The organism is Comamonas piscis, from assembly GCF_014109725.1.
GTDB classification, from domain to species: Bacteria; Pseudomonadota; Gammaproteobacteria; order Burkholderiales; family Burkholderiaceae_C; genus Comamonas; species Comamonas piscis.
Genome location: NZ_CP058554.1, coordinates 1,466,969 through 1,493,160 on the forward strand (window position 1 = coordinate 1,466,969; position 26,192 = coordinate 1,493,160).

The 26,192-nt window shown below is 63.0% G+C and carries 18 protein-coding genes; 9 read left to right on the forward strand and 9 right to left on the reverse strand.

Annotated features, from left to right (window positions below):
- From HS961_RS06520 to HS961_RS06535, 4 genes are all read left to right on the forward strand, one after another.
- Window positions 1-1,440 carry an FAD-binding oxidoreductase gene (locus HS961_RS06520; protein ID WP_182326936.1) on the forward strand — a complete coding sequence of 480 codons (1,440 nt, stop codon included), beginning with the start codon at window positions 1-3 and terminating at the stop codon, window positions 1,438-1,440.
- Between the two features lie 72 nt (window positions 1,441-1,512).
- On the forward strand, window positions 1,513-2,721 hold the full coding sequence (locus HS961_RS06525; RefSeq protein WP_182326937.1) for a PLP-dependent aminotransferase family protein: 1,209 nt from the start codon (window positions 1,513-1,515) through the stop codon (window positions 2,719-2,721).
- A gap of 294 nt (window positions 2,722-3,015) precedes the next feature.
- Complete coding sequence (locus HS961_RS06530; protein WP_182326938.1) at window positions 3,016-3,987, forward strand: Bug family tripartite tricarboxylate transporter substrate binding protein; 972 nt, start codon at window positions 3,016-3,018, stop codon at window positions 3,985-3,987.
- 69 nt (window positions 3,988-4,056) lie between these two features.
- Window positions 4,057-5,556, forward strand: a complete 1,500-nt coding sequence (locus HS961_RS06535; RefSeq protein ID WP_182326939.1) for an N-acyl-D-amino-acid deacylase family protein — start codon at window positions 4,057-4,059, stop codon at window positions 5,554-5,556.
- A 53-nt stretch (window positions 5,557-5,609) separates the two neighbouring features.
- On the opposite strand, the gene HS961_RS06540 is transcribed toward HS961_RS06535, so the two are convergent.
- From HS961_RS06540 to HS961_RS06550, 3 genes are all read right to left on the reverse strand, one after another.
- Window positions 5,610-8,015 carry a TonB-dependent siderophore receptor gene (locus HS961_RS06540; RefSeq protein WP_182326940.1) on the reverse strand — a complete coding sequence of 802 codons (2,406 nt, stop codon included), beginning with the start codon at window positions 8,013-8,015 and terminating at the stop codon, window positions 5,610-5,612.
- Between the two features lie 134 nt (window positions 8,016-8,149).
- Window positions 8,150-9,232, reverse strand: a complete 1,083-nt coding sequence (locus HS961_RS06545) for a FecR family protein (protein WP_182326941.1) — start codon at window positions 9,230-9,232, stop codon at window positions 8,150-8,152.
- A gap of 41 nt (window positions 9,233-9,273) precedes the next feature.
- Window positions 9,274-9,867: an RNA polymerase sigma factor gene (locus tag HS961_RS06550; protein WP_327012015.1), complete on the reverse strand. Its 594-nt coding sequence runs from the start codon at window positions 9,865-9,867 to the stop codon at window positions 9,274-9,276.
- A gap of 381 nt (window positions 9,868-10,248) precedes the next feature.
- Between HS961_RS06550 and HS961_RS06555 the strand changes: the two genes are divergently transcribed.
- The 5 genes from HS961_RS06555 to HS961_RS06575 all read left to right on the forward strand — a co-directional run bounded on the left by HS961_RS06555 (window position 10,249) and on the right by HS961_RS06575 (window position 17,403).
- Complete coding sequence (locus HS961_RS06555; RefSeq protein ID WP_182326942.1) at window positions 10,249-11,610, forward strand: NAD(P)-dependent oxidoreductase; 1,362 nt, start codon at window positions 10,249-10,251, stop codon at window positions 11,608-11,610.
- Between the two features lie 42 nt (window positions 11,611-11,652).
- Window positions 11,653-12,975, forward strand: coding sequence for an NAD-dependent dihydropyrimidine dehydrogenase subunit PreA (preA, locus tag HS961_RS06560; protein ID WP_182326943.1), 1,323 nt, complete (start codon window positions 11,653-11,655; stop codon window positions 12,973-12,975).
- 139 nt (window positions 12,976-13,114) lie between these two features.
- A complete protein-coding gene (locus tag HS961_RS06565; RefSeq protein WP_182326944.1) occupies window positions 13,115-14,620 on the forward strand; it encodes an NCS1 family nucleobase:cation symporter-1 in 1,506 nt (501 codons plus the stop codon).
- Window positions 14,621-14,663: 43 nt separating this feature from the next.
- Window positions 14,664-16,130, forward strand: a complete 1,467-nt coding sequence (gene hydA, locus HS961_RS06570) for a dihydropyrimidinase (protein WP_182326945.1) — start codon at window positions 14,664-14,666, stop codon at window positions 16,128-16,130.
- Between the two features lie 16 nt (window positions 16,131-16,146).
- Window positions 16,147-17,403: a Zn-dependent hydrolase gene (locus HS961_RS06575; RefSeq protein ID WP_182326946.1), complete on the forward strand. Its 1,257-nt coding sequence runs from the start codon at window positions 16,147-16,149 to the stop codon at window positions 17,401-17,403.
- Window positions 17,404-17,599: 196 nt separating this feature from the next.
- Here HS961_RS06575 and groL read toward each other — a convergent pair whose 3' ends face one another.
- The 6 genes from groL to HS961_RS06605 form a co-directional block, all read right to left on the reverse strand.
- Entirely contained in the window at window positions 17,600-19,243 is a 1,644-nt protein-coding gene (groL, locus tag HS961_RS06580; RefSeq protein ID WP_182326947.1) for a chaperonin GroEL, read from the reverse strand.
- Window positions 19,244-19,411: 168 nt separating this feature from the next.
- Entirely contained in the window at window positions 19,412-19,702 is a 291-nt protein-coding gene (locus tag HS961_RS06585) for a co-chaperone GroES (protein ID WP_182326948.1), read from the reverse strand.
- A gap of 324 nt (window positions 19,703-20,026) precedes the next feature.
- Window positions 20,027-20,707, reverse strand: coding sequence for a TetR family transcriptional regulator C-terminal domain-containing protein (locus HS961_RS06590; protein WP_182326949.1), 681 nt, complete (start codon window positions 20,705-20,707; stop codon window positions 20,027-20,029).
- A gap of 148 nt (window positions 20,708-20,855) precedes the next feature.
- Window positions 20,856-21,788 carry a hypothetical protein gene (locus HS961_RS06595; protein WP_182326950.1) on the reverse strand — a complete coding sequence of 311 codons (933 nt, stop codon included), beginning with the start codon at window positions 21,786-21,788 and terminating at the stop codon, window positions 20,856-20,858.
- A 195-nt stretch (window positions 21,789-21,983) separates the two neighbouring features.
- The gene (locus tag HS961_RS06600; protein ID WP_182326951.1) at window positions 21,984-23,111 is read right to left on the reverse strand and encodes a ribonucleotide-diphosphate reductase subunit beta; all 1,128 of its coding nucleotides are present in this window, start codon (window positions 23,109-23,111) and stop codon (window positions 21,984-21,986) included.
- A gap of 58 nt (window positions 23,112-23,169) precedes the next feature.
- Window positions 23,170-26,073 (reverse strand): ribonucleoside-diphosphate reductase subunit alpha, encoded by a 2,904-nt coding sequence (locus HS961_RS06605; protein ID WP_182326952.1) that lies wholly within the window; start codon window positions 26,071-26,073, stop codon window positions 23,170-23,172.
- Window positions 26,074-26,192 lie beyond the last annotated feature (119 nt).

The window sequence follows — 26,192 nt, forward strand, 5'->3', positions numbered from 1 at the left end:
ATGGCCGCCTCTGATATGGACAACAGCGAACTGCTGAGCGCACTGCAGGCCATCGTGGGCGAAGTGGGGGTGCTGCAAGGCGCCGATATGGCCGCCTACGAAGAAGGCGCGCGCTACGGCCAGGGCCGTGCGCGCCTGGTGGTGCGCCCCGCCGATGTGGCACAGGTGCAGGCTGTTGTGCGGCTCTGCGCCGAGCGCGGCCTGGCATTGCTGCCCCAAGGCGCCAACACCGGCATGGTGGGTGCCAGCACGCCGGACATGAGCGGCACCCAGCTGGTGCTGAGCCTCTCGCGCCTGCGCAGCCACTGCGAGGTGGATGTGGCCAACCGCAGTGTGGTGGTGGATGCGGGGGTGACCTTGCAGGAACTCAACGACAAGCTCGAACCCCATGGCCTGTGGTTCCCGATCGACCTGGGGGCCAACCCTTCGATCGGCGGCATGGTGGCCACCAACACCGGTGGCACGCGCCTGATCCGCTACGGCGATGTGCGCTCCAACCTGATGGCGCTGCAAGTGGTGCTGATGGACCCACCCGGCGAGGTGGTAGAGCTGGGCCGTGCGCTGCGCAAGAACAATACCGGTGTGGACTGGAAGCAGCTGTTTGTCGGCGGCTCTGGTGCAGGCGCCATCGTGACCCAGGCCACCATCCAGGTGCATGCCCGCCCGGCGCAACGCGCCACGGCGCTGGTGGTGCCCGCGTCGGACGAGGCGGTGATGGAGCTGCTGCAGGCCTTTGAGCGCGACCTGGGCGATTGGCTGGCTGCCTTTGAAGGCATCTCGGGCAATGCGATGCAGGCGGCCATTGACCATGTGCCCAACCTGCGCAACCCCTTTGCGCCGGACGATGCGCCCGCGTTTGCCATCCTGGTCGAGTTGGAGGCCAATGCCTCGCCCAAGTACAGCCAGCTGGATCTGCAGGAAGTGCTCAACAGCTTTCTGGAAGACCAGTTCGAGTCGACCATCGTCAATGCCGCATTGGGCAATGCCACCGAGCTGTGGCACTTGCGCCATAGCATCAGCGAAGGCGCACGCGCGCTGGGCAAACCGATTGCGTTTGATGTGTCGGTGCCGCGCTCGCGCATCATGGAATTCTGCCGCGAGGGCCGCGCGCTGGTGGCGCGCGACTACCCTTTCCTCACGGTCGTGGACTTTGGCCACATCGCCGATGGTGGTGTGCACTTCAACGTCATCTGGCGCAAGGATGCGCCCGAGCAGTACGACGCGGCCGTGGTGCAGCGCCTGCGCGATGCCATCTACGGCATGGTGGTGCAGGACTTTGGCGGCAGCTACAGCGCCGAGCATGGCGTAGGCCCCCACAACCTGGCGTACTACCAGCGCTTCACGCCGCCACTGCTGCAGCAATGGGCCGATGGCTGGCGCGAGCGGCTCGATCCGCAGCACCTCTGCGGCACCGTGGATTTGGGCACCGCCAAAAACTAGGACCCTGGCCGTGCCTGCGTTGGTGGGCATGGCCAATAACAACAACCAGAGACAACCCAGCGAGACAAGGCCATGTCCTTTTTTCAATTCACCCCCGCCTTTGCCAACCCCCAGGGCTCGCCCATCCGGGAGCTGTTTCCCTACCTCAGCCGGCCGGGCATGGTCTCGCTGGCCGGCGGCTACCCCTCGCCCAGCCTGTTTGACCAAGAGGGCCTGGCAGCGGCCGCTGCGCAGGCGATGACCACCGGCGCCACCGCGCTGCAATACGGCGCCACGGAGGGTTCGCCCGCGCTGCGCGAACAGCTGGCCGCCCAGTGCCAGGCACGCGGCATCCGCTGCAGCGCTGCCGATATGCTGGTGACCACCGGCTCGCAACAGGGCTTTGACCTGCTGCTGCGCGTGCTGATCCAGCCTGGCGATGCTGTCTGCGTGGAGACCCCCGCTTACCCCGCTACCATTGCGGCGCTGCGCCAGGCGGGCGCCCAGATACTGAGCACGCCAGTCGACGGCGATGGCCTGGATGTGGAGGCACTGGCCGCCATGCTGGCCGCGCTGCCGGTGGCCGAGCGCCCCAAGCTGCTCTACACCGTGCCCAACTTCTCCAACCCCTGCGGCACCCTGCTGGTGCAAGCGCGCCGCGAGCGCCTGGTGCAGCTGGCGCTGGAATATGGCTTTGTCGTGGTCGAGGACGATCCTTATGGCGAACTGGCCTTTACCGATGCGCGCCCCGCACCCGTCTATGCCGCTGCCCAGCAGCAGGTGGGCGAGGGCGAGAACCCGGTGGTTTACCTGTCGAGCCTGTCCAAGACCGTGGCCCCCGGCCTGCGCGTGGGCTGGATGGTGGCCGACCCGGCCGTGCTGCGCCGTTGCACCGTGGCCAAGCAGACCAATGACCTTTGCACATCCCCCCTGGCCCAGGCCGTGGCCGCCAGCTACCTGCAATCGGGCCGCTATCCCCAGGCAGTGGCCAAGGCCTGTGCGGAATACCAGCGCCGCATGCTGGCGCTGACCCAGGGCTTGAAGGCCCGCTTGGGTGATCTGGTGCAGTTTGTCCAGCCCGCTGGCGGCATGTTTGTCTGGATGACGTTTGATGCCCGCATCGATCCGCAAAAGCTGTTTGATGCCGCCGTCGCAGCCAACGTACTCTTTGTGCCGGGCAAGGCCTTTTATGCGGACAACGCCCAGCTGCATTCCATGCGCCTGTCTTTTGCGGCGCCCGATGTGGCGCAGATTGAGCAGGCGGTCGATAGGCTGACTGAAGCATTTCATAAAGCCAGCTAAGCGCTAGCCAAGCCATAGCACCCGAGCCCGTTGGTATCAGAGCCGACGGGCTTTTTTTTGGGTGTGCTGGGCTGTGATCTGCGGCTGCCTACCCGGTGTTGTCGCAACAGGCATATGTTGCTTTGGTAGGTTGTTGTTAATTCAGGAGATTTTTAGGAAAACGCGGAACAGAATGGCGCTGTTCTGGACGCTGTGCCGTGCAGAATCCTTGGTTCAACCGGAGGAGGATGGGGGATCGGACGGCTTCGCAGCCGCTCCCCCCGGGCCTGTACTCCGATCTTCAGGAGAAACTCCATGGCTGCTGCAAAGTTCTCACGTCGTTGGCTGATGGCCGCTGCTGGCTTGCTGGCCTGCACCGCCCATGCGGCCTACCCCGATAAACCCATCAAGATCATTGTGCCCAGCGTGGCCGGAAGCAGCCCTGATGTCTTGGTGCGCCTGGTCGGCAATGCGCTGTCGCTGCAGCTGGGCAAGCCGGTGGTGATCGAGAACAAGGGCGGGGCAGGGGGCAATATCGGCATGCAGGCGCTGGCCAGTTCGGCGCCCGATGGTTATACGTTGGGCTACGGCAACAATGCCACGTTGACCACCAATGAGTTCCTCTTCAGCAAGCTGCCCTATGACCCGCGCAGCTTGCTGCCGGTTGGCGGCATCGCCACCACCAGCAGTTTCCTGCTGGTCCATCCCGAGGTGCCGGTCAACTCGGTGGAAGAACTGGTGACCTATATCCGCAGTTCGGATGCCGCGATGCACTATGGATCGGGCGGCATTGGAACCACCAGCCATCTGGGTGCGGAGTTGTTCAAGACCAAGATGGGTCTGCGATCAGCGGTACATGTTCCCTACAAGGGCTCCCCACAGGCGCTGAACGATTTGGTCGGAGGCAGTTTGCAGTTCTACTTTGAAAACATCGTCACTGCGGCGCCGCAACTGCAAGCGAGCAAGCTGCGTGCTTTGGCTGTGACGAGCGCCAAGCGCTCGCCCCAGTACCCGCATATTCCGACCATGCAGGAGGCGGGTGTCCAGGGCTTTGTGATGAACGCCTGGGGCGGTTTGCTGGTGCCACCGGGCACCCCCCGCGATGTGGTGGAACGCTTGAACACCGCCTTGAACCAGGTGCTGCAGTCACCGGACATCAAGGCGCAGCTGGAGAAAATGGCCTATATCCCGTTGGCAGGCATGCCGGAGGATTTCAAGGCGCTGGCCGACGCGGAGCGGGCGCATTGGGGTGCCGTTGTGAAGGCCAGCGGCGCCCGCGTGGAATGAGGTCGCAGCGGACCACCGCGGCCCATGGCCGCAGTGCCTTGATCCAACTTTTGGGGGAGAGCCAGCAAGATGAAGACACCGGCATTTGATGTGTTGATCCAAGGCGGCGAGCTGATCGATGGCAACAGGCGCCCGCGCTACCGCGCCGATGTGGGTATCCGTGGCACGCTGATAGCGGCCTTGGGTGACCTGTCCACGGCCACGGCCCAGCGGGTGATTGATGCCCGTGGCAAGATCGTCGCGCCCGGCTTTATCGATGCGCACTCGCACGACGACCAGGCGTTGCTGTTGCAGCCGCAGATGCCGTTCAAGCTCTCGCAGGGCGTCACGGCGGTGGTTACCGGCAACTGCGGCATCAGCGCCGCGCCGCTCCACCCCGACTCGCCGGTGCCCGCACCGCTGAATCTGCTGAGCGACACAGCCACGCGCTTTCCAACGTTTCAGGCCTATGTGGGTGCGCTGCACGAATCACCGGCTGCGGTGCATGTCATCCCGCTGGTGGGGCATTCCACCTTGCGTGTCGTGGCGATGGCTGATCTGGACCGGGACGCCAGCCCTGATGAAATCGCCCAGATGCAGGCCTTGCTGCGCGAGGCCTTAGCCGCTGGTGCGGTGGGCCTGTCATCGGGCACTTATTACCCGCCGGCGGCTGCAGCCAGCACGCAGGAGCTGTGCCGCGTCGCCCAGCCCTTGGCCGAATACGGCGCGCTGTATGTGAGCCACCTGCGCGACGAGGCCGCGCACAGCCAGCTGTCCATCCATGAAAGCTTGCAGGTCGGCCTGCGCGCAGGCACGGGTGTTGTCATCTCCCACCACAAGCTGCAGGGCGCCAGCAACTGGGGAAACTCGGCGCTGACCTTGCCGCAGATCGAGGCGGCCATGCGGCGCCAATGCCTGTCGTTGGATTGCTATCCCTACCATGCCAGCTCCACCATCTTGCACCTGCAAGAAGAGCGCTTGCTGGGCAAGATCGTCATCGCCGACAGCGGGCCCTACCCCGAGCTGCAAGGCCAGGAGCTGGGCGACATCGCCCGGCGCTGGCAGGTATCGCGCGCCGAGGCCTCGGCCCGCCTGCAGCCCGCCAGTGCCATTTACTTCAACATGGACGAGGCCGATGTGCAGCGCATCCTCGCCTTTGGCCCCACCATGATCGGCTCGGACGGCGTGCCATCCAACGAGCGCCCGCACCCACGTCTCTGGGGCACCTTTCCCCGCGTGCTGGGCCACTACAGCCGTGATCTGGGGCTGTTCCCGCTGGAGACGGCCGTCTGGAAGATGACGGGCCTCACCGCCCAGGTCTTTGGTATCGACAAGCGTGGTGTGCTGGCCGACGGCCACTATGCCGACCTCTGCGTGTTTGATCCGCAAACCGTGCGCGACACCGCCACCTTTGATGACCCTAAGCAGCCCGCTACAGGCATCGACTGCGTCATCGTCAATGGCGCCATCGCTTACGAGCAGGGCGTTTACCAGGGCAGCCGAACCGGCACGGTGCTGAGGCGCACCGTGCCAGCCCAGGTCAGCCCGGGTTGGCAGACGCTGCACAACACGCCATCCAGCAGCCCGTGATCGCATAGCGGGCGGTGGATGGCTGGACTGCATGGCTGCCTACCCTCTCCCCCTCAGAAGTCGTAACGCATACCGACATTCACGCTGCGTGGCGCGCCCCAGGTGTAGAACAGGCCGATGGCGCTGAAGTTGTTCACGCCGGCTTTGTAGTGCTTGTCTAAAGCGTTGTTGATGTTCAGGCTGAAGGACAGTTGTTTGTCGACCTGGTAGCGGGCCATCAGGTCCAGCACCGCGTAGCTGCTTTGTTCTAACGTGGCAGCGCTGTTGCTGACGGAGGTCTTGTCTTGCCAGCGGGTGGAGGCGCCAACGGTCAGGCCGCGCAGTGTGCCTTCGTCAAAGCGGTAGGTGCTGCCCAGTTTGAATTGGTACTCGGGGTACTGGCTGGTGTTGCTCAGCGAGCTGTTTTGCCGCACGAGGCTGCCCTGGGCTTGCCAGCCGCGTGCCAGCTTGCCCGACAGCTCCAGCTCCCAGCCATGGCGGGTGGCAGAGGCGACCGAGCGGTAGGCGGTGTCGCCACCGGGGGTCAGGCCACCGGTCTCTTCGGCGGTGTTCTTGGTCTTGATCCAGTAGTGGCTGATGCTGGCGTTCAGGCGCTTGTCAAAGAACTCGCCCTTGATGCCGACCTCATAGGTGTTGCCTTCTTCGGGCTTGAGGGTGCGGCCTTGCTCGTCTTGCGAGGTCTGCGGCTGGAAGATGCTGGCGTAGCTGGCGTAGGCCGACAGGTTGGGGTGGAAGTCATAGACCAGACCGGCATAGGGCGTGTAGACCGCGCTCTCGTTCATGTCGTAGTTCCACCAGTAGGGGGTGGTGTCGCGCTCTTCAAATTTGGTCACGCGCAAACCGGCAATCAGCTGCAGCGGATCGCTGAGTTGAAAGCGGCCTGCCGCATAGGCATAGCGCTGCTTTTGGCTGAAGCGGTTGTCGCCATAGGTCCAGCTGCTGGTGTCGGGCTCGGGCAGGTAGGCACCGCCCTGGTCGTAGCGGGTGCCCAGGCCTTCCAGCGGTAGCAGGGTCAGTGCGTTCAAGGGCAGTTTGACGCTGCTCTCGAAGCGCGAGATACCGATGCCGGCAAGCAGCTCATGCTGGCGGCCGAGCAGGCTGAACGGGCCCTTGATGTCCAGGTTCACGGTCCAGTTGTTGTTGCGCATGTCCGTCCAGCGGCCGTAGTTGACCCGGTCCTGGTCGTAGAGGTAGGCGGCAAACATGTCGTCCATGCGCACCTGTTGGTGCGAGAACTTGAGGCTGCTCGTCCAGCCATCGCCCAGGCGCTGCTCCAGGCTGCCAAACAGGGTGAGCGCGTTCTGGTCATAACCGCCCCAGGGCGCGCCGGTGTTAAAAGAGCGTGGCCGGTCGGGCGTTTTGACACCGGCACGGGTGTAGCCCTGGATGGGCTGGGTGGTGCCGATGCCATTGGCCGCCCGCTGGCGGTAGGTAAAGCCGACATTGAGCAAGGTGTCGGGGCTCAGGTCGGCCTCCAGGGTGCCGAACAGCATCTTGCTTCTGCTGTCTTCATGGTCACGAAAGCTGCCGGCATCGGTGGCCGATGCCACCAGGCGGCCGCGCAGGGTGCCGGCTTCGTTGAGCGGGCCGCCGATATCGGCCTGGGCGCGGTAGCTGTCCCAGCTGCCGGCGCTGGCCTGCACGCTGGCCTGGAAGCTACGGGTGGGGCGCTTGCGCACCATGTTGACGGTGGCGCCGTATTCACCCTTGCCCACCACCAGGCCCGACGAGCCCTTGAGCACATCGATATGGTCGATCTCGGCCATGTCGTCGAGCGAGAACAAGGTGCTGGTCAGGTAGTACCAGCCGCTGCGCACCTGGGCCATGCCATCGGTCTGCAGATTGACCGAGGTGCCGCGCGCCTGAAAATCGGTGGCATTGCCCTGGCGGTAAATGCCGATGCCGGGAGTCTGCTCCATCACATCGGTCAAGGTGTCCAGCTTGAAGTCGTCCATGCGCTGGCGGGTCATCACGCTGACCGACTGCGGGGTCTCGCGCAGGCTCAGGCTCAGGCCTGTCGCCGTGGCGCTGGGGCCGCGCTGGGTGTAGCTGCCGCTGCCTTCGGTGGCACCATCACGCTGGCCCTCCGCTGTCACGGTAACGGTCGCCAGGGTCGCGCCTTCTTCTCCGACCGATGCCGCCTTGATGACCACGGCCTGGCCTTCCACCGTGGCCACCAGGCCTGTGCCGGCCAGCAGGCGGTCCAGCGCCTGGTTCGGGGTCAAGGTGCCGACGATGGCTGGGGCCCGCTTGCCAGCGACCAGGCCTTGCTGGGCAATCAGCTGGATGCGCGTTTGCCGCGCCCAGTCATTGAGTGCCTCAGCGAGCGGCTGGGCTTGGATGTTGAAGGCCAGCGGTGTAGCGGGTAAGGCGGCGCTTTGCGCATGGGCTGCCACGGAGCCCAAGGCCAGGGCAAGGGCCAATGCCAGCGGAGCGGGGCGCAGAAGGGGGTACGACATCGGGATCCTCAAAGTAGTCAATGCAAATCATTCCTACTGAGGTAGACGCATGAGTGGCGAGAAATACGGTAATGGCTGCGAAAAATTTTTTAAAAATTTTGCGGGTGCCGGCGATGCCTGGGATGCCAGCTGTGTCAACGCGCAGCGCGGATCTCCAGCCCGCCTGCCACCTGCTGCAGCCGCACTGGCAGCGCATGGGGCAGGATCTTGCGCAGGGTCAGGGTGTCGCTGGGGTCAAAGGTGCCGCTCAGGCGCAGCGTGGCCACCGCCGGATCGTTGATCGTGAGGCCCGTGCTGCCATAGCGCTCAAACTCTGCCAGTGCCTGCGCGAGCGGCGTGTTGACAAAGCTGATGCGGTGCTCGCGCCAGGCGGCTATGCCTTCGGCGGCGACGGGCTGAATGGGGTGCAGGCTGCCTTGGGCATCGGCCCTGATCTGCTGGCCGGCCACCAAGGTCTGGGCCTCGGGGATCTGCGCCAGCGCGGGGCCGGGTGCGCCATCGCGGCGCACCACGCGCACCTTGCCTTCTTCCACCGCCACGCGCACGCCATCGCTGCCGGCCAGCCCCGGGGTATAGCGCACCGAGAACCGCGTGCCCACCACGGTGATGCCGACCGGGCCACTCAGCACATGGAAAGGGCGCTCAGGGTTGGCCTGCACGCTGAACACCGCCTGGCCCTCGTGCAGCAGCACTTCGCGGCGGTCGCGGTAGTAGGCGACCTCCAGCCGGGTGGCAGTATCCAGCCGCAGCTGGCTGCCATCGGGCAGCTGTACTTCAAGCTGCCGGCCGCGCTCGGAGGCATAGGCTTGGGTAAACAGCGGCTGTGCTTGCCAGTGCTGCCAGGCCAGCAGCCCGGTGCCGCTGGTCATCAGCAGCGCTGCGGCCATACCCAAGGAGGGCAGCACCCAGCGGCGGCGCAAGACCGTGGCGGCTGCTGCGCGGGAAGCAGGCGCTTCTGCTGCTGCCAGTTGCGCCTTGTCATGGGCCAGATTGCGGCGCAACTGGGCGAGCGCGTCGGCGGGGATCGCGTCGATCGCGGCCGAATGCTGCTCCCATTGCAGGTAGGCTGGCCGATGGCTGGAATCGGCCTCCAACCACTGCTGAAAGGCTTGCTCGTCCGCTGTGCTCCAGTCCGCGCGCTGGCGCCGCACACACCAGTCCAGCACCTGCGGGCGCAGGCCGGCGGTGTTGTGGGGTGGCAGTGGCGTTGCGTTCATCTCGTGGTCAGTTCTGGATTCCGGAGGCAGGCATGGGCGGCTCATGGTTGGGCACGTTTGCTGCGTGTGCGTTCGCGCAGGGGCGGCGGGATGCCATCGAGCCGGTCCTGGCAACGCCAGCAGGCCTCCATCGCGATTTGCAGCTGCATCTCGACAGTGCGGGTCGAGATGCCCATCTGCGCTGCGATCTGCGCATAGCTCAGGCCGTCGAACTTGTAGAGCATAAAGGCTTCACGGCAGCGCGGCGGCAATTGGTCGATGGTGGCGACCAGGGCGGCCAGACTCTCACGCGAGGCGAGGATGTTCTCGGGCTCCAGGCTGCGCGGGCCTGCCAGATGCTCGAGTCCCGATGCCTCGTCGACCGAGACGGGCGCCGTCTCCAGCTCGGCGCGGATGCTGCTGCGCCGGTGCTGGTCGATCACCAGATTGCGGGCGGTGCGGTAGAGCAGGGCGCGCGGGTCTTGCACGGCCTGGCCGGTTTGTTGCGCCGCCAGCACGCGGGCATAGCTTTCCTGCGCCAGATCGGCTGCCGTATCACGGTCATGCACGGATCGGGACAGAAAGTTCAGCAGTTCGCGGTAGTAGCGCTCAAACACCAGGCGGCCGTTGCAAAAGAGAAAAGGAGGTCTTCGCAACCGGTGGATGCCGTCGTCGCGGTTGGGGACCGCACGGAGTTATACACGCAAATGGGAATTGTTTTCATTATCGTTGATTGTGAAGCTCCTTCCAGGGGCGATGGCCCTGCAGCCGATCCCTAGTGTTTTTACCAGTGCGTAAAACTTTTATAAGGCATTTAATAGGCTCATAAGCGCTGCGAAACAGCAGCGAAGGACAGATAAAACACCCACGATGAGGGCCTGATGAACCCTCCCTGGTTGGTGCAGCTTTGGCGGTGAATGCCTTGCACAGCAATGCCATTCGCCGGACCGGTTGTAGATGCAGTGGCGCGGTCGCAGGCGGCATGCTCAAGGAGCCGTTCGCACTCGCGCTGGTAACCCAGTCGAGGAGGATGAGTCATGAACGGACCCAAGGGATGCGGTGTGCGCGCAGGACGGCTTGGCGCGGACCAATACGCTGAAAATTTCTCGGATGCGCACCCGCCGCTGACATGGGCGCAGGCATCGATCGAAGCCGAGCGCTGTTATTACTGCTTCGACGCACCCTGCGCCACGGCTTGCCCGACCAGCATCGATGTACCCAGCTTCATTGCCCGCATTGCGCAGGACAACATCCGGGGCGCTGCCAAAACCATTCTTGAATCGAACCCGCTGGGCGGCATGTGCGCCCGGGTGTGCCCCACCGAGGTGCTCTGCGAACAGGCCTGCGTGCGCAACACCAATGAGGACAAGCCGGTGGAAATTGGCGCGCTGCAGCGCTATGCCACCGACCGCTTCATGGCCGCCGGCGGCGCGCCGCTGTTCACACGGGCCGAACCAACGGGCAAAAAAGTAGCCGTTGTCGGCGCGGGCCCGGCCGGGTTGGCCTGTGCCCACCTGCTGGCCTTGCAAGGCCATGATGTCAGCCTGCTCGATGCCAAGCCCAAACTGGGTGGCCTGAACGAATACGGCCTGGCCAGCTACAAAACCACCGACGATTTTGCGCAGCAGGAAATTGACTGGCTGCTGTCAGTCGGCGGCATTGCCCCGCGCAACAACCAGCGGCTGGGCCGCGACTTTACCTTGGACAGTCTGCTGGCCAACCATGACGCGGTGTTCCTGGGCCTGGGCTTGGGCGGAGTCAATGACCTGGGCATCGCCGAGCCCAGCGCGCAGGGCTTGCGCAATGCGGTCGATTTCATTGCCGATATCCGCCAGGCTTCGGACAAATCCACGGTGCCAGTCGGCCGGCGCGTGGTAGTGATTGGTGGCGGCATGACGGCGGTGGACGCCGCCGTGCAGGCGCGCTTGCTGGGTGCCGAAGAGGTCAGCATTGTGTATCGGCGCGGCCAGGATGCGATGTCGGCCTCCGCCGTGGAGCAGCAATGGGCGCAGACCCATGGTGTGACGATCCGCCTGTGGGCCGCGCCGCAGGAGCTGCTGGTGGAGGACGGTGCCGTCAGCGGCATCCGCCTGGCCAGTACCCAGCTTGTGGATGGCAAGCTGCAAACCACCGGCGAGACCACGGTGCTGGCAGCCGACATGGTGCTCAAGGCCATTGGTCAGAGCTATATCGCCGAGCCAGCGGGTGCGCGCATTGCCCTCAAAGGCGGGCGGATTGCGACGGACGAGGACGGCCAGACCAGCCTCGAGCGGGTGTGGGCAGGTGGGGACTGCCGCTGGGGCGGGCGTGACCTGACGGTGGAGGCCGTGGAGCACGGCAAACGCGCCGCAGGCGCCATGCACCGCCTGTTGATGCGCGAAGTGGGTGTCAGCGCCTGAGGGCGCGCGCCCAGCCCCTAGCCACTGAACCAAGGAATCGCCATGGCCGATATTCGCAGCAATTTTCTGGGCATCCGCAGCCCCAATCCGTTCTGGCTGGCCTCGGCGCCGCCGACCGACAAGGAGATCAATGTTACCCGCGCCTTTGAGGCAGGCTGGGGCGGTGTGGTCTGGAAGACCTTGGGCGAGGACCCGCATGTGGTCAACGTCAATGGGCCACGTTACTCCACCTTGTTGTCGCAGGACCGGCGCGTCATGGGCCTGAACAACATCGAGCTGATCACCGACCGCCCTCTGCAGATCAACCTGGAAGAGATGACCCGGGTGAAACGGGCCTGGCCGGATCGGGCGCTGATTGCCTCGCTGATGGTGCCCTGTGTGGAGGAGAGCTGGAAGCGCATCCTGCCGATGGTGGAAGACACCGGTGCCGATGGCATTGAGTTGAACTTTGGCTGCCCGCACGGCATGAGCGAGCGCGGCATGGGCGCGGCCGTGGGCCAGGTGCCCGAGTACATCCAGATGGTCACCGAATGGTGCAAGCACTACAGCCGGCTGCCGGTAATTGTGAAGCTCACGCCCAATATCACCGATGTGCGCTTTCCGGCACGTGCCGCCAAGGCCGGCGGCGCCGATGCGGTGTCGCTGATCAACACCATCAACTCGGTGATGGGCGTGAACCTGGACACCCTGGTGATGCACCCCAGCACCGATGGCAAAGGCTCGCACGGCGGCTACTGCGGCCCGGCCGTCAAGCCGATTGCACAGAACATGGTGGCCGAGATCGCCCGCGATCCACAGACCGCCGGCCTGCCGATCTCGGGCATTGGCGGCATCACCACCTGGCGGGATGCGGCCGAATACATTGCGCTGGGCTGCGGCACGGTGCAGGTCTGCACAGCCGCGATGGTGTATGGCTTCAAGATCGTGCAGGATATGTGCGATGGCTTGTCGCAGTACATGGATGCGCATGGCTTCCAGACCATCGAAGACTTCCAGGGCCGCGCGGTGCCCACCGTCAGGGACTGGAAGGACCTGAACCTCAACCACATCGACAAGGCCGTCATCGACCAGGACAGCTGCATACAGTGCGGACGCTGCCATGTGGTCTGCGAGGACACTTCGCACCAGGCCATCTTCTACCAAAAGGGCGATGCCGGTGAGCGCCGCTTTGAGGTGAACGAGGCTGAATGCGTGGGCTGCAACCTCTGCGTCTCTATCTGCCCGGTGCCCGACACGATTTCGATGCGCAGCCTGCAGCCCGGCGAGGTGGATGCGCGCACTGGCAAGACCGTCACCGGCGAGTACGCCAACTGGACCACCCACCCCAACAACCCGTCACGGGTGGCAGCGCAGATGTCACCTTAAATAGCAGGCGCGCTATCCCTCCAGATGGCGCGCTTTTTGCATGATTGAGCTTGGCTACAGGATGGAACGCAAGACTTTGGATTCGGATCTGGATTTGGACGCTTAGAACCTCTCGATAACACCACTCAAGGAGTGAGCAATGTCCCATGACGCGCAAGCAGGAGGTGCCGCCGGCAGCGAAGCCGGTGGCCTTTGGAACGACGACCTCGCACCCACGCAAGCATCGCAGCGAACGTGGACCTGGTACCACTTCACGGCGTTGTGGATAGGCATGGTGATGTGTATCCCCGCCTACACCTTGGCGGCGAGCCTGGTCGAAGGCGGCATGTCGGCGTTCCAGGCGGTGATGACGGTGTTTGTGGCCAACCTGATTGTGCTGGTGCCCATGCTGCTGATTGGGCATGCGGGCGCGAAATATGGGATCCCTTATGCGGTGCTGGCCCGCGCATCTTTCGGCACCCGGGGCGCCAAGCTGCCGGCGGTGCTGCGTGCCTTGGTGGCCTGCGGCTGGTATGGCATCCAGACCTGGTTTGGCGGGCTGATGATCTATACCTTGCTGGGCGTGATCCTTGGCCATCCGCTGGAGAGCGAAAAGATCTCCTGGCTGGGCATCAACGTTGCGCAGCTGGTTTGCTTCCTGGTCTTCTGGGCCATCCAGTTCTATTTTGTGGTGCATGGCATCGAGTCCATCCGCAAGCTGGAGACCTATACGGCACCGGCCAAGATACTCATCTGCTTTGTGCTGCTCTGGTGGGTGTATGACAAGGCGGGCGGCTTTGGTCCGATTTTGAGCAAGCCGTCGGCCTTTGCGGCTGGCGAAGCCAAGGCGGGCCAGTTCTGGGGGACCTTCTGGCCGTCGCTCACGGCGATGATTGGTTTCTGGGCTACGTTGGCGCTGAACATTCCCGACTTCACCCGCTTTGCCAAGTCGCAGCGCGACCAGGTGTTGGGCCAGGCCATTGGCCTGCCGGTACCGATGGGGCTGCTCGCGGCCTTGGCGGTGATCGTCACCTCGGCCACCGTCGTCATCTATGGCAAGGCGCTGTGGGATCCCGTGGATGTGGCGGCGCGCATGACGGGCGCTGCGGTGCTCATCGCCCTCATCGTGCTGCTGGTGGATACCGTGAGCGTCAACCTCGCGGCCAATCTGGTGGGGCCTGCCTATGACTTCTCTGCGCTGAATCCCCAACGCATCAGCTACCGCACCGGCGGCTATATCACCGTGGCGATTGCCATCCTGATGATGCCCTGGAAGATTCTGGAGTCCACCCAGGGCTACATCTTCACCTGGCTGATCGGCTACTCCGCGCTGCTGGGCCCGATCGCCGGGATCTTGATGGTCGACTATTTCCTGATCCGCCGCACCCAGCTGGATGTGGATGAACTCTACCGCGAGGGCGGCAAATATAGCTATTCCAATGGCTGGAACTGGGTGGCGGTGGCGGCGTTTGTCTGCGGCGTGGCGCCCAATATTCCAGGCTTTCTCAATGCCGCGTTTCCTGCCACGTTCCCCAACGTGGGCGCGCTCTTCAAAGACCTGTATGCCTATGCCTGGTTCATTGGCCTGTTCATTGCCGGTGTCGTCTACCGCATTGGGATGGCCAGCCATGTGGTGGCCTCGCAGGCCGTTTTGCGGCGTGCCTGAGCGGCAGCCGCCGATTTTGTGATCTGAAAAAAGGAGAGACATGATGAGCACAGCCAGCCACCCCCTTTTGATCCGTGGGGGAACCGTCGTGAATGCCGACCGCGAAGAGCGCGCCGATGTGCTGCTGGTGGACGGCAAGATAGTTGCAGTCGGTGAGGGCGCTGCGGCCCAGGCACCTGCCGGCACCGAAACCCTGGATGCCAGCGGCCAGTATGTGATGCCCGGCGGCATCGATCCGCACACCCACATGCAGCTGCCCTTCATGGGCACGGTCACGGCCGACGACTTCTTCACCGGTACCGCCGCTGGCCTGGCCGGCGGTACCACCACCATCATTGACTTTGTGATTCCCGCGCCGCAGGAATCGCTGATGGACGCCTACCGCAAGTGGCGTGGCTGGGCGGAGAAGTCGGCAGCCGACTACTCCTTCCATGTGGCGGTGACCTGGTGGAGTGAGCAGGTGCGTGAGGACATGGGCCGGCTGGTGCGCGATGAGGGCATCAACAGCTTCAAGCACTTCATGGCCTACAAGAACGCCATCATGTGCGACGACGAAACCCTGGTGAACAGCTTCAAGCGCGCGCTTGAGCTGGGCGCCATGCCCACCGTGCATGCCGAGAATGGCGAGCTGGTCTACCTGCTGCAGCAGGAGGTGGCGCGCATGGGCATCACCGGCCCGGAAGGGCATCCGTTGTCACGCCCGCCGATGGTGGAGGCCGAGGCCGCCAACCGCGCCATTGCCATTGCCGATGTGCTGGGCGTGCCCATTTATGTGGTGCATGTGAGCTGCCTGGAGGCGGCCGACGCCATTGCCCGCGCCCGGGCGAGGGGCCAGCGGGTTTACGGCGAAGTGCTGGCCGGCCATTTGACGATTGACGACAGCGTCTACCGCCATCCCGACTACGCCACCGCCGCCGCCTATGTGATGAGCCCGCCGTTTCGCCCCAAAGAACACCAGGAGGCGCTGTGGCGCGGCTTGCAGGCAGGGCATTTGCACACCACGGCAACGGACCACTGCACCTTCTGCGCCGAGCAAAAGGCGGTGGGCAAGGACAATTTTGCCAAGACCCCCAATGGCACGGGCGGCGTTGAAGAGCGCATGGCCGTGGTCTGGGATGCGGGGGTGAACACCGGGCGCCTGACGCCCAGCGAATTTGTCGCGATCACCTCGGCCAATACCGCCAAGCTCTTCAATGTCTATCCGCGCAAGGGCTTTATCGGGGTGGGCGCCGATGCCGATGTGGTGCTCTGGGACCCCAAGGCCACCAAGACCTTGTCGGCCAAGACTCAGCACTCGAAAGGCGACTTCAACATCTTTGAAGGCCGGCAGGTGACGGGCCTGCCCAGCCACACCATCAGCCGAGGCCGGCTGGTGTATGTCAACGGCGAGCTGCGGGCCGAAAAGGGCGCCGGTCAGTATTTCAAGCGGCCGGCTTTTGGCCCCAACTTCCAGGCGGTGCAAAAGCGTGCGCAAGAGACGGCGCCCACGGCCGTGGCACGCGCGCAATGAAACAAGGAGATCGAGCATGGACACGAAAGTGAAGACCGATACCAGCCAGCTGCGCATCAATGGCGACCGGCTCTGGGCATCGCTGATGGAGCTGGCCCAGATTGGTGCCACCCCCAAAGGGGGCGTCTGCCGCCTGGCCCTGACCGACCTGGACCGCCAGGGCCGCGACCTAGTGACACGCTGGGCCAAGGAGGCGGGCATGACCGTCACCATCGACAAAATCGGCAATGGCTTTATGCGCCGCCCTGGCCGCAACAACAGCCTGCCGCCGATCATGACCGGCAGCCATATCGACACCCAGCCGACGGGCGGTAAGTTTGATGGCAACTATGGCGTGCTGGCCGGCATTGAGGTGGTGCGCACGCTTAACGACCATGGCATTGAGACCGAGGCCCCGATCGAGGTGGCGTTCTGGACCAACGAGGAGGGCTCGCGTTTTGTGCCGGTGATGATGGGCTCGGGCGTGTTTGCCAAGGCCTTCAGCCTGGAGCATGCCTATGCCGCCAAAGATACCGACGGCAAAAGCGTGAAGGACGAGCTGGAGCGCATTGGCTATATCGGCCCGCAGGAGCCGGGTGACCACCCGATTGGCTACTACTTCGAAACCCATATCGAGCAAGGCCCGGTGCTGGAGGACCACGACACGACCATTGGCGTGGTGACCGGCGTGCTCGGCATTCGCTGGTATGACTGCACCGTCACCGGCATGGAGGCGCATGCCGGCCCTACGCCGATGGCGCTGCGCAAGGATGCCTTGCAGGTTGCCACCCAGGTGATGCAGGAAGTGGTGGCCTGCGCGCACCGCCACCCACCGCATGGGCGTGGCACGGTGGGCATGGTGCATGTGCATCCCAACAGCCGCAATGTGATTCCGGGCGAGGTGAAATTCAGCATGGACCTGCGCAATGCCACCGATGCCGATTGCGAGTCCATGGACCAGGACATCCGCGCCGTGGCCGCACGCATCAGCCAGGAGACCGGTCTGCCGATCAAGATCGACCTGGTGTCCAGCTACACTGCCCAGCCCTTCAACGCAGACTGCATTGATGCCGTGCGGCGCGGCGCGCAGATGCTGGGCTATTCCCACATGGATGTCGTCTCCGGCGCGGGCCATGATGCCGTCTATATGGCGCGCCTGGCGCCTGCGGGCATGGTCTTCATCCCCTGCAAGGATGGCATATCGCACAACGAGATCGAGGATGCCAAGCCCGAGCACATCACCGCGGGCTGCAATGTGCTGCTGCATGCGATGCTGGAGCGCGCCTGCCGCTGAGTCGGTGCGGATGGGATCGCTGCAGGGGCTCCTTCACGCGGGGCTCCAGCTATCCCAGGGCGTCGCAGCGTTGCGAACCTTAGCCAGAGACGATAAAAAACCCGGCCACCTTTGACGGTGCCGGGTTTTTTGGTGTCTGGCACCAAGCCCACAAGCATGGTTGCGGGCTTGGTATGCGCTATGGCAGCCGTGGCAATTACATGCCCATGCCGCCCATACCACCCATGCCGCCCATGTCAGGCATTGCAGGTGCGCCTTCAGCCTTGGGGGCTTCAGCGATCATGCACTCGGTGGTCAGCAGCAGCGAAGCCACGGACGCAGCGTTTTGCAGTGCGGTGCGGGTTACCTTCGTTGGGTCCAGGATACCCATTTCCAGCATGTCGCCGTAGCTGTCGTTGGCAGCATTGAAGCCGAAGTTGCCGGTGCCCTTGAGGACGGCATCCACCACCACCGATGGCTCGCCACCAGCGTTGGCCACGATTTCGCGCAGAGGCGCTTCGATGGCCTTCAAGATCAGCTTGATGCCAGCGTCTTGCTCGGCATTGCCGGTCTTCAGGTCGCCCACGGCTTGACGTGCGCGCAGGAACGCCACGCCGCCGCCAGCCACGATGCCTTCTTCCACAGCAGCGCGGGTTGCGTGCAGGGCGTCTTCCACGCGGGCCTTCTTTTCCTTCATCTCGACTTCGGTGGCAGCGCCCACCTTGATCACGGCAACACCGCCGGCCAGCTTGGCCACGCGCTCTTGCAGCTTTTCACGGTCGTAGTCGGAGGTGGCTTCTTCGATCTGAGCGCGGATTTGCTTCACGCGGGCTTCGATTTCAGCAGCTTGGCCAGCACCGTCGATGATGGTGGTGTTTTCCTTGCCGATTTCGACGCGTTGGGCTTGGCCCAGGTCTTCCAGGGTCACTTTTTCCAGCGACAGGCCGACTTCTTCAGCGATCACTTTGCCGCCGGTCAGGATGGCGATGTCTTCCAGCATGGCCTTGCGACGGTCGCCAAAGCCTGGAGCCTTCACAGCCACAACCTTCAGAATGCCACGGATGGTGTTGACCACCAGGGTAGCCAGTGCTTCGCCTTCGACGTCTTCTGCCACGATCAGCAGAGGACGGCCGGCCTTGGCCACGGCTTCGAGCGTAGGCAGCAGGTCACGGATGTTGCTGATCTTCTTGTCGAACAGCAGCACGAAGGGGTTGTCCAGAATCGCGGCTTGCTTTTCTGGGTTGTTGATGAAGTAGGGCGACAGGTAGCCACGGTCGAACTGCATGCCTTCAACGACGTCGAGTTCGTTGTCCAGCGACTTGCCTTCTTCCACGGTGATCACGCCTTCCTTGCCGACCTTGTCCATCGCGTCAGCAATGATCTTGCCCACGGATTCGTCGGAGTTGGCGGAGATCGAACCGACTTGGGCGATTTCCTTGGAGGTGGTGGTGGCCTTGGATTGCTTCTTCAGCTCTTCCACCAGCGCAGCGACAGCCTTGTCGATACCGCGCTTCAGGTCCATCGGGTTCAGGCCAGCGGCCACGTACTTGGAGCCTTCGCGCACGATGGCTTGGGCCAGCACGGTAGCGGTCGTGGTGCCGTCACCAGCGATGTCGTTGGTCTTGGAGGCCACTTCCTTCACGAGCTGGGCGCCCATGTTTTGCAGCTTGTCCTTGAGTTCGATTTCCTTGGCCACGGACACACCGTCCTTGGTCACGGTAGGGGCGCCGAAGGAGCGCTCGAGCACCACGTTACGGCCTTTAGGGCCCAGGGTCACCTTGACGGCGTTAGCCAGAATGTTCACGCCTTCAACCATGCGTGCACGTGCTTCACCGCCGAATACTACGTCTTTTGCTGCCATTTGTGGCTCCTAAATACTTGAAAACTTGAAATGAGAATGAATGCTCGGGAGAGAAAGCGTAGCGAGCAGGTGTCAGGCTAGGCGCACGGAGCACAGCAACCGGAACGTACTTGGGTACGTGAGGATTGCGAGCACCGCGCAACGACGCATGACGCCTGCGCAGTAGCTTTATTTCTCGACAACAGCGAAGAGGTCTTCTTCTTTCATTACCAGCAGTTCGTTGCCGTCCACCTTGACGGTTTGGCCCGAGTACTTGCCGAACAGCACGCGGTCGCCGACCTTCACACCCAGCGTGATGAACTCGCCTTGGTCGTTCTTCTTGCCTGGGCCAACCGCCAGCACTTCGCCTTGGTCTGGCTTTTCAGCAGCGTTGTCAGGGATGTAGATGCCCGAAGCGGTCTTGGTTTCGTTTTCCAGACGCTTGACGATCACGCGATCGTGCAGAGGACGCAAGTTCATAACAACTCCTTCAATGTCAATACCAGGTTTGGATGAAAGATGGCCCGGCTTATGCCGCACCAAATACGCAAAAATTTCTGAGTAGCGGTGGTTTTAGCACTCTACCCCTTCGAGTGCTAATAATAAGGTCATTTGATGACAGTTCAAGTGCAGAGGGCGGAAAAAATCGTCGCCGGGGCGCTGCCCGATCACGATGGCTCTCAGCGGGAACTCTGCAAATGCTTATCTAGATTGGCTTTTTTGCTAGCAAATAAGATGCAGCGTTAAGCTGGTTTGGTGCCGTTTGGCCGCCCATGCTGCGGGCAGGGAGGCTGTCGGCAGCGCTCAATCCGGCAGTGCAATCTGGAGCGTCGCGGCCAGCATCTGCACCAGCAAGGCCTCGGCTTGGGCGAAGTCGCCAGCGTCCAGCGCTGCCTTGTTCTGCAGCAAGGCAAACTGGGTTTGCTGGTCGACATAGCCTTGGGTGATGGCCCAGATGCTGAACATCAGGTGCTGGAAATTGACCGGCGCGATCAAGCCTTGCCCAGCCCAATGTGCAAACGCCGCCACATTGGCCGCGAGCAGCGGGGCGATGCGTTCGCGCACCGCCGAGGCCGCAAACGGCGCGCCGGCAATCATCTCCTTGGTGAACAGCTGGCTGCCATAAGGGCGGGTGCGGGCGAACTCGAACTTCTCGCGGATGTACTGGCGGATCTGCTGCGCGGGGTCGCCGTCCTTGGACAGGCCCGTCATATGGCCCAGCCAGTCATCGATCACCGAGGCCAGCACGGCCTGGTACAGCGCCTCTTTGCTGGGGTAGTAATACAGCAGGTTGTGGCGGCTGAAGCCTGCGTCCTGCGCGATCTGCTCCAGCGGTGCACCTTCAAAACCCAGCAAGGCGAAATGCCGCTCTGCCGAGCCCAGGATCATGTCAATCTTGCGCAGGCGGGCGGCACTGGGTTTGCGGGCCATCGCGGCAGTGGCTGCATGCGCGCTGGCTGGCGGTGTGGGAAGGGCATCATTCATGAGCCCGTATTGTCTGGCATTTGGGAGGCCTTGTAGCCAGACATGAATAGCGCTGCACGACAGACAAGAAAAAAGGCAACGCATCGCGTTGCCTTGCTGACCAAGCGGTGCCTTGCGGCACCCGGGCATGCGGCCCGGTTGGGTGGTCTTATTGTGGGCGGCTGTTGGTGGGGAAAGGCCATGCAGCATTGGTGCTGAGCACGGTCTTGACTGGCTCTGCAGCGGCAGGCGCAGCTGCAGCGGGAGCCTTGGCAGGAGCGGCAGCCTTCTTGGCTGGAGCGGCCTTCTTGGCAGGTGCTGGAGCCTTGGCAGCAGCAGGGGCCTTGGCAGGTGCAGCAGCCTTCTTGGCTGGAGCTGGAGCCTTGGCAGGAGCGGCAGCCTTTTTAGCTGGAGCAGCAGCGGCCTTCTTCGCAGGAGCAGCAGCCTTTTTAGCTGGAGCAGCAGCCTTCTTAGCTGGGGCCGCAGCCTTCTTAGCAGGAGCAGCGGCCTTCTTGGCAGGAGCTGCAGCCTTCTTTGCTGGAGCAGCGGCCTTCTTGGCAGGAGCAGCAGCCTTCTTGGCCGGAGCAGCAGCCTTCTTAGCAGGAGCCGCAGCCTTCTTGGCAGGAGCAGCGGCCTTCTTCGCAGGAGCAGCAGCCTTCTTAGCTGGAGCAGCGGCCTTCTTCGCAGGAGCAGCAGCCTTCTTAGCTGGAGCAGCGGCCTTCTTGGCGGGAGCGGCAGCCTTCTTAGCTGGAGCAGCGGCCTTCTTGGCGGGAGCGGCAGCCTTCTTAGCTGGAGCAGCGGCCTTCTTGGCAGGAGCGGCAGCCTTCTTAGCTGGAGCAGCGGCCTTCTTCACGGCGGTCTTGGCGGCTGCGGTGGATTTGGCTGCAGGCTTGGCGGCGACCTTTTTTGCGGCGGCTGGCTTGGCAGCTGCCTTTTTGGCGACGGCCTTGGCAGCAGGCTTTGCAGCTGCTTTGGTGGCGGCTGGCTTGGCAGCGGCCTTTGGCTTTGCAGCTGCCTTGGGGGCGGCTGCCTTGGTTGCAACTGCCTTCTTGGCAGTTGCCTTGGTGTCAGCAGTTTTCTTGCTTGCTTTGGACGTTGCCATGCTCTTCTCCTTCGGGTCAATTTAGAAAGCAGACTTCATGCCTGGTTGAATTCGACACGAAGTTTTGATAGCAAACTGAATTGTGCATCAGCTGCTAGCAACTGGCATAGTGCAAACCTCAATAAAGACGCCAAATTTCACAGTTTTCTCTCAGGAAAACCACATTCTGACGGGGTTTGCACATCAAGGACGGCGTCAATCCCAGGAAAGCGCGCCACCCGACTGGTATTCGATGACGCGTGTCTCGAAGAAATTTCGTTCCTTTTTCAGGTCGATCATCTCGCTCATCCACGGGAAAGGGTTGTCCTCGTTGGGAAACAAAGCATCGAGTCCGATCTGCGTTGCGCGGCGGTTGGCGATGTAGCGCAAGTAGCCTTTGAACATCGATGCGTTCATGCCCAACACACCCCTCGGCATCGTGTCTTCTGCGTATTGATATTCAAGTTCGACCGCTTGAATAAACAAGGCCTTGATCTCGTCCTTGAATGCGGCGGTCCACAGGTCCGGGTTCTCCAGCTTGAGCTGGTTGATCAGGTCGATGCCGAAGTTGCAGTGCATGGACTCGTCGCGCAGGATGTACTGGTACTGCTCGGCCGCGCCGGTCATCTTGTTCTGGCGGCCCAGCGCCAGGATCTGCGTGAAGCCGACATAGAAAAACAGGCCCTCCATCAGACAGGCAAAAACGATCAGGCTTTTGAGCAGGGTCTGGTCGTTCTGGGCGGTGCCGGTCTGGAAGTTGGGGTCCATGATCGCCTCGATGTAGGGGATCAGAAACGCATCCTTGTTGCGGATCGACGGGACCTCGTTGTAGGCGTTGAAGATCTCGGATTCATCGAGCCCGAGCGACTCCACGATGTACTGGTAGGCATGGGTGTGGATGGCTTCTTCAAAGGCCTGGCGCAGCAGGAACTGCCGGCACTCCGGTGCGGTGATGTGGCGGTAGGTGCCCAGCACGATATTGTTGGCGGCCAGCGAATCGGCGGTGACAAAAAAGCCCAGGTTGCGCTTGACGATGCGGCGCTCATCCTCGGTCAGGCCATTGGGCGATTTCCACAGCGCGATGTCGCGCGTCATGTTCACCTCTTGCGGCATCCAGTGGTTGGCGCAGGTGGCCAGGTATTTCTCCCAGGCCCATTTGTATTTGAAGGGCACCAGCTGGTTGACATCGGTCTTGGCATTGATGATTCGTTTGTCGGCGGCATTGACGCGCTTGAACGTGGCTGTTGGTGGCGATGCAGTCGATGCGGATGGCGAGGCCACCGTGCCGGTTGCGGTCGCCGGCGTGGCCAGCGCGTCCATGGATTCTTCTTCAAAGCTCAGCATGGATGAATGCTCCTGGTGGTGGCCTCGGTTGCGGCCAGTGTCAGAGGGTCAGCGGGGTCTACTGGCAGGCTTCGCAGCCGGGGTCATCGATGGCGCAAAAACGGATGTCGGTGCCGGGCGTGTTGGCTTGCGATGTGGCGGCCGCTGCGCTGGCGATGGCTTGGGCAACAGGCGAGGCATGGCTGCTGGGCACGGCATTGAGCACGCGGCTTTGGATGGTGGATTTTTCGGCCTGCGTGGCGCTGGTGGTGCGCAGGTAATAAGTGGTCTTGAGGCCGCGCACCCAGGCGAGCTTGTAGGCGTCGTCGAGCTTCTTGCCCGAGGCCCCTGCCATATAGATATTGAGGCTTTGCGCCTGGTCTATCCATTTCTGGCGCCGCGAGGCCGCTTCCACCAGCCAGACCGGATCGACTTCAAAGGCCGTCGCATACAGGGCCTTGAGTGCATGGGGCACGCGGTCGATGGGGCGCAGCGAGCCATCGAAATGCTTGAGGTCCATGACCATCACATCGTCCCAGAGGCCCAGTGCTTTGAGGTCGCGCACCAGGTACTGGTTGATGACGGTGAACTCGCCCGACAGGTTGGACTTGACCGACAGGTTGCCAAACGAGGGCTCGATCGACGCATCGACACCGACAATGTTGGAGATGGTGGCTGTGGGTGCAATGGCGACACAGTTGGAGTTGCGCATGCCGTCCTGCGCGATCTTGCGGCGCAGCGCTTCCCAGTCCAGGCGCATGCTGCGGTCCACCTGCACATAGTCGGCCTGGCCCCGGGCCTGGGCGAGCAGGTCCAGCGTGTCCAGCGGCAGGATGCCTTGGCTCCAGAGCGAGCCGGGGTAGCTGCTGTACACCCCGCGCTCGCGCGCCAGCTCAGTCGATGCCCAGTAGGCGTAGTAGCAGACGGCCTCCATCGAGGTGTCGGCAAATTGCACAGCCGCATCGCTGGCGTAGGGGATGTGCAGTTGGTAGAGGCTGTCCTGGAAGGCCATGATGCCCAGCCCCACCGGGCGGTGGCGCAGGTTGGAGTCGCGTGCTTTATCGACCGCGTAGTAGTTGATGTCGATGACGTTGTCGAGCATGCGCATCGCCGTGGTGATGCTGCGCTTGAGCTTGTCATGGTCGAGGGTCATGCCGCCTTGGCCGTCGTCCTTCAGGTGGCGCGCCAGGTTGACCGAGCCCAGGTTGCAGACCGCGGTTTCTGTGGCGCTGGTGTTGAGTGTGATCTCCGTGCAGAGGTTGGACGAGTGCACGACGCCCGCATGCTGCTGTGGCGAGCGAAGGTTGCAGGCATCCTTGAAGGTGATCCAGGGGTGGCCGGTCTCGAACAGCATCGAGAGCATCTTGCGCCAGAGATCGACTGCGGGAACCGTCTTGCTCAGCGCCAGCTCGCCGCTGGCGGCCTTGGCCTCGTAGGCGGTGTAGGCTCGCTCGAAATCCTGGCCAAAGCGGTCATGCAGATCGGGCACATCGGAGGGGGAGAACAAGGTCCAGAGGCCTTTTTCCATGACCCTTTGCATGAACAGATCGGGGATCCAGTGGGCGGTGTTCATGTCATGGGTGCGGCGGCGGTCATCGCCGGTGTTCTTGCGCAGCTCCAGAAACTCCTCGATGTCCAGATGCCAGGTTTCCAGGTAGGCACAGACGGCACCCTTGCGCTTGCCGCCCTGGTTGACTGCGACAGCGGTGTCGTTGACCACCTTGAGAAAGGGCACCACCCCTTGCGACTCCCCATTGGTCCCTTTGATATGGGCGCCCATCGCGCGCACGGGGGTCCAGTCATTGCCCAGGCCGCCGGCAAACTTGGACAACAAGGCGTTCTCGCGGATCGCATCGTAGATGCCGCCCAGGTCATCGGCGACGGTGGTCAGGTAGCAGGAGGACAGCTGGGAGCGCAGGGTGCCGCTGTTGAACAAGGTCGGGGTGGACGACATGAAGTCGAAGGACGAGAGCAGCTCGTAGAACTGGATGGCGCGTGCATTGCGGTCTTCCTCTTGGAGCGCCAGGCCCATGGCCACACGCATGAAGAAGGCTTGGGGCAACTCGATGCGCTGCTGGCGCAGATGCAGAAAATAGCGGTCGTACAGGGTCTGCAGCCCCAGGTAGTCAAACTGCAGATCGCGCTCGGCTTGCAGGGCGGCAGCCAGCCGGGGCAGGTCGAAGTCCAGCATCTCAGGCGTGAGTAGCGCATGCGCCACCCCTTGCGCGATAAAGTCGGGAAAGTTGCGGCGATAGGCTGCGCCCATGTCGGCACTGCTGACGTCCTGGCCAATCACTTCAAACGTGATGGTGTGCAGCAACAGGCGCGCGGTGACCAAGCTATAGTCCGGGTCTTTTTCGATCAAGGTGCGGGCGGCCAGGATGGAGGCTTTGAAAACCTCGTCCATGTTGACGCCGTCGTAGAGGTTGCGCAGGGTCTCGCGCAGGATGGGCGCGGGGTCAACATCCTGGCCCAGGCCTTGGCAGGCAGCGGCGATGCGGTCATGGAGTTTTTTGACATCGAGCACCACCGTCTGGCCCTGGTCCACCACCCGCAGCGCGGCATGGGCGGGGGTGTGCTGCGCCTGGAGTTGGGCGCGTTCCTGGTTGCGGCGCTCGCGGTACAGCACATAGGCGCGGGCCACCTCATGGTTGCCGCCGCGCATCAGGCCCAGCTCCACCTGGTCCTGCACGTCTTCAATGTGGAAGGTGCCACCGCTGGGGCGGGAGCGCATCAGCGCGCGCACGACCGTGTGGGTCAGGTTCTCGACCACTTCACGCACACTGGCCGACGCCGAGCCCTGGCTGCCGTGCACCGCCAGAAAGGCTTTCATGATGGCGGTGGTGATCTTGGGGGGCTCGAAAGGCACCACTGCGCCGTTGCGCCGCATGATCTGGTAGTCCGGCAAGACGGTGAATCCATCCAGGGTGCGCGAGCCAACCGCCGCTGTGGGCTGTTGCTCGGAAAGCGAAGCAGCGCTCATGATGTCCTCTCTGTGGTGTGCAAAAGCAGGAGAAGCAGCGCTGCGGAGGGCCGGTATCACTGAGCCGCTTGATACCGCCTCACACTACATGTAGTGTTTTATTGGGCGCTGGACACTAC

What these genes read in the sequence shown, in the direction of transcription:
- groL (WP_182326947.1), bottom strand. Translation starts at nt 19,243, where the DNA reads ATGGCAGCAAAAGACGTAGTATTCGGCGGTGAAGCACGTGCACGCATG.
- HS961_RS06585 (WP_182326948.1), bottom strand. Translation starts at nt 19,702, where the DNA reads ATGAACTTGCGTCCTCTGCACGATCGCGTGATCGTCAAGCGTCTGGAA.
- HS961_RS06520 (WP_182326936.1), top strand. Translation starts at nt 1, where the DNA reads ATGGCCGCCTCTGATATGGACAACAGCGAACTGCTGAGCGCACTGCAG.
- HS961_RS06575 (WP_182326946.1), top strand. Translation starts at nt 16,147, where the DNA reads ATGGACACGAAAGTGAAGACCGATACCAGCCAGCTGCGCATCAATGGC.
- HS961_RS06545 (WP_182326941.1), bottom strand. Translation starts at nt 9,232, where the DNA reads ATGAACGCAACGCCACTGCCACCCCACAACACCGCCGGCCTGCGCCCG.
- HS961_RS06565 (WP_182326944.1), top strand. Translation starts at nt 13,115, where the DNA reads ATGTCCCATGACGCGCAAGCAGGAGGTGCCGCCGGCAGCGAAGCCGGT.
- HS961_RS06525 (WP_182326937.1), top strand. Translation starts at nt 1,513, where the DNA reads ATGTCCTTTTTTCAATTCACCCCCGCCTTTGCCAACCCCCAGGGCTCG.
- HS961_RS06600 (WP_182326951.1), bottom strand. Translation starts at nt 23,111, where the DNA reads ATGCTGAGCTTTGAAGAAGAATCCATGGACGCGCTGGCCACGCCGGCG.
- HS961_RS06535 (WP_182326939.1), top strand. Translation starts at nt 4,057, where the DNA reads ATGAAGACACCGGCATTTGATGTGTTGATCCAAGGCGGCGAGCTGATC.
- HS961_RS06605 (WP_182326952.1), bottom strand. Translation starts at nt 26,073, where the DNA reads ATGAGCGCTGCTTCGCTTTCCGAGCAACAGCCCACAGCGGCGGTTGGC.
- hydA (WP_182326945.1), top strand. Translation starts at nt 14,664, where the DNA reads ATGAGCACAGCCAGCCACCCCCTTTTGATCCGTGGGGGAACCGTCGTG.
- HS961_RS06555 (WP_182326942.1), top strand. Translation starts at nt 10,249, where the DNA reads ATGAACGGACCCAAGGGATGCGGTGTGCGCGCAGGACGGCTTGGCGCG.
- HS961_RS06530 (WP_182326938.1), top strand. Translation starts at nt 3,016, where the DNA reads ATGGCTGCTGCAAAGTTCTCACGTCGTTGGCTGATGGCCGCTGCTGGC.
- HS961_RS06540 (WP_182326940.1), bottom strand. Translation starts at nt 8,015, where the DNA reads ATGTCGTACCCCCTTCTGCGCCCCGCTCCGCTGGCATTGGCCCTTGCC.
- HS961_RS06590 (WP_182326949.1), bottom strand. Translation starts at nt 20,707, where the DNA reads ATGAATGATGCCCTTCCCACACCGCCAGCCAGCGCGCATGCAGCCACT.
- preA (WP_182326943.1), top strand. Translation starts at nt 11,653, where the DNA reads ATGGCCGATATTCGCAGCAATTTTCTGGGCATCCGCAGCCCCAATCCG.
- HS961_RS06595 (WP_182326950.1), bottom strand. Translation starts at nt 21,788, where the DNA reads ATGGCAACGTCCAAAGCAAGCAAGAAAACTGCTGACACCAAGGCAACT.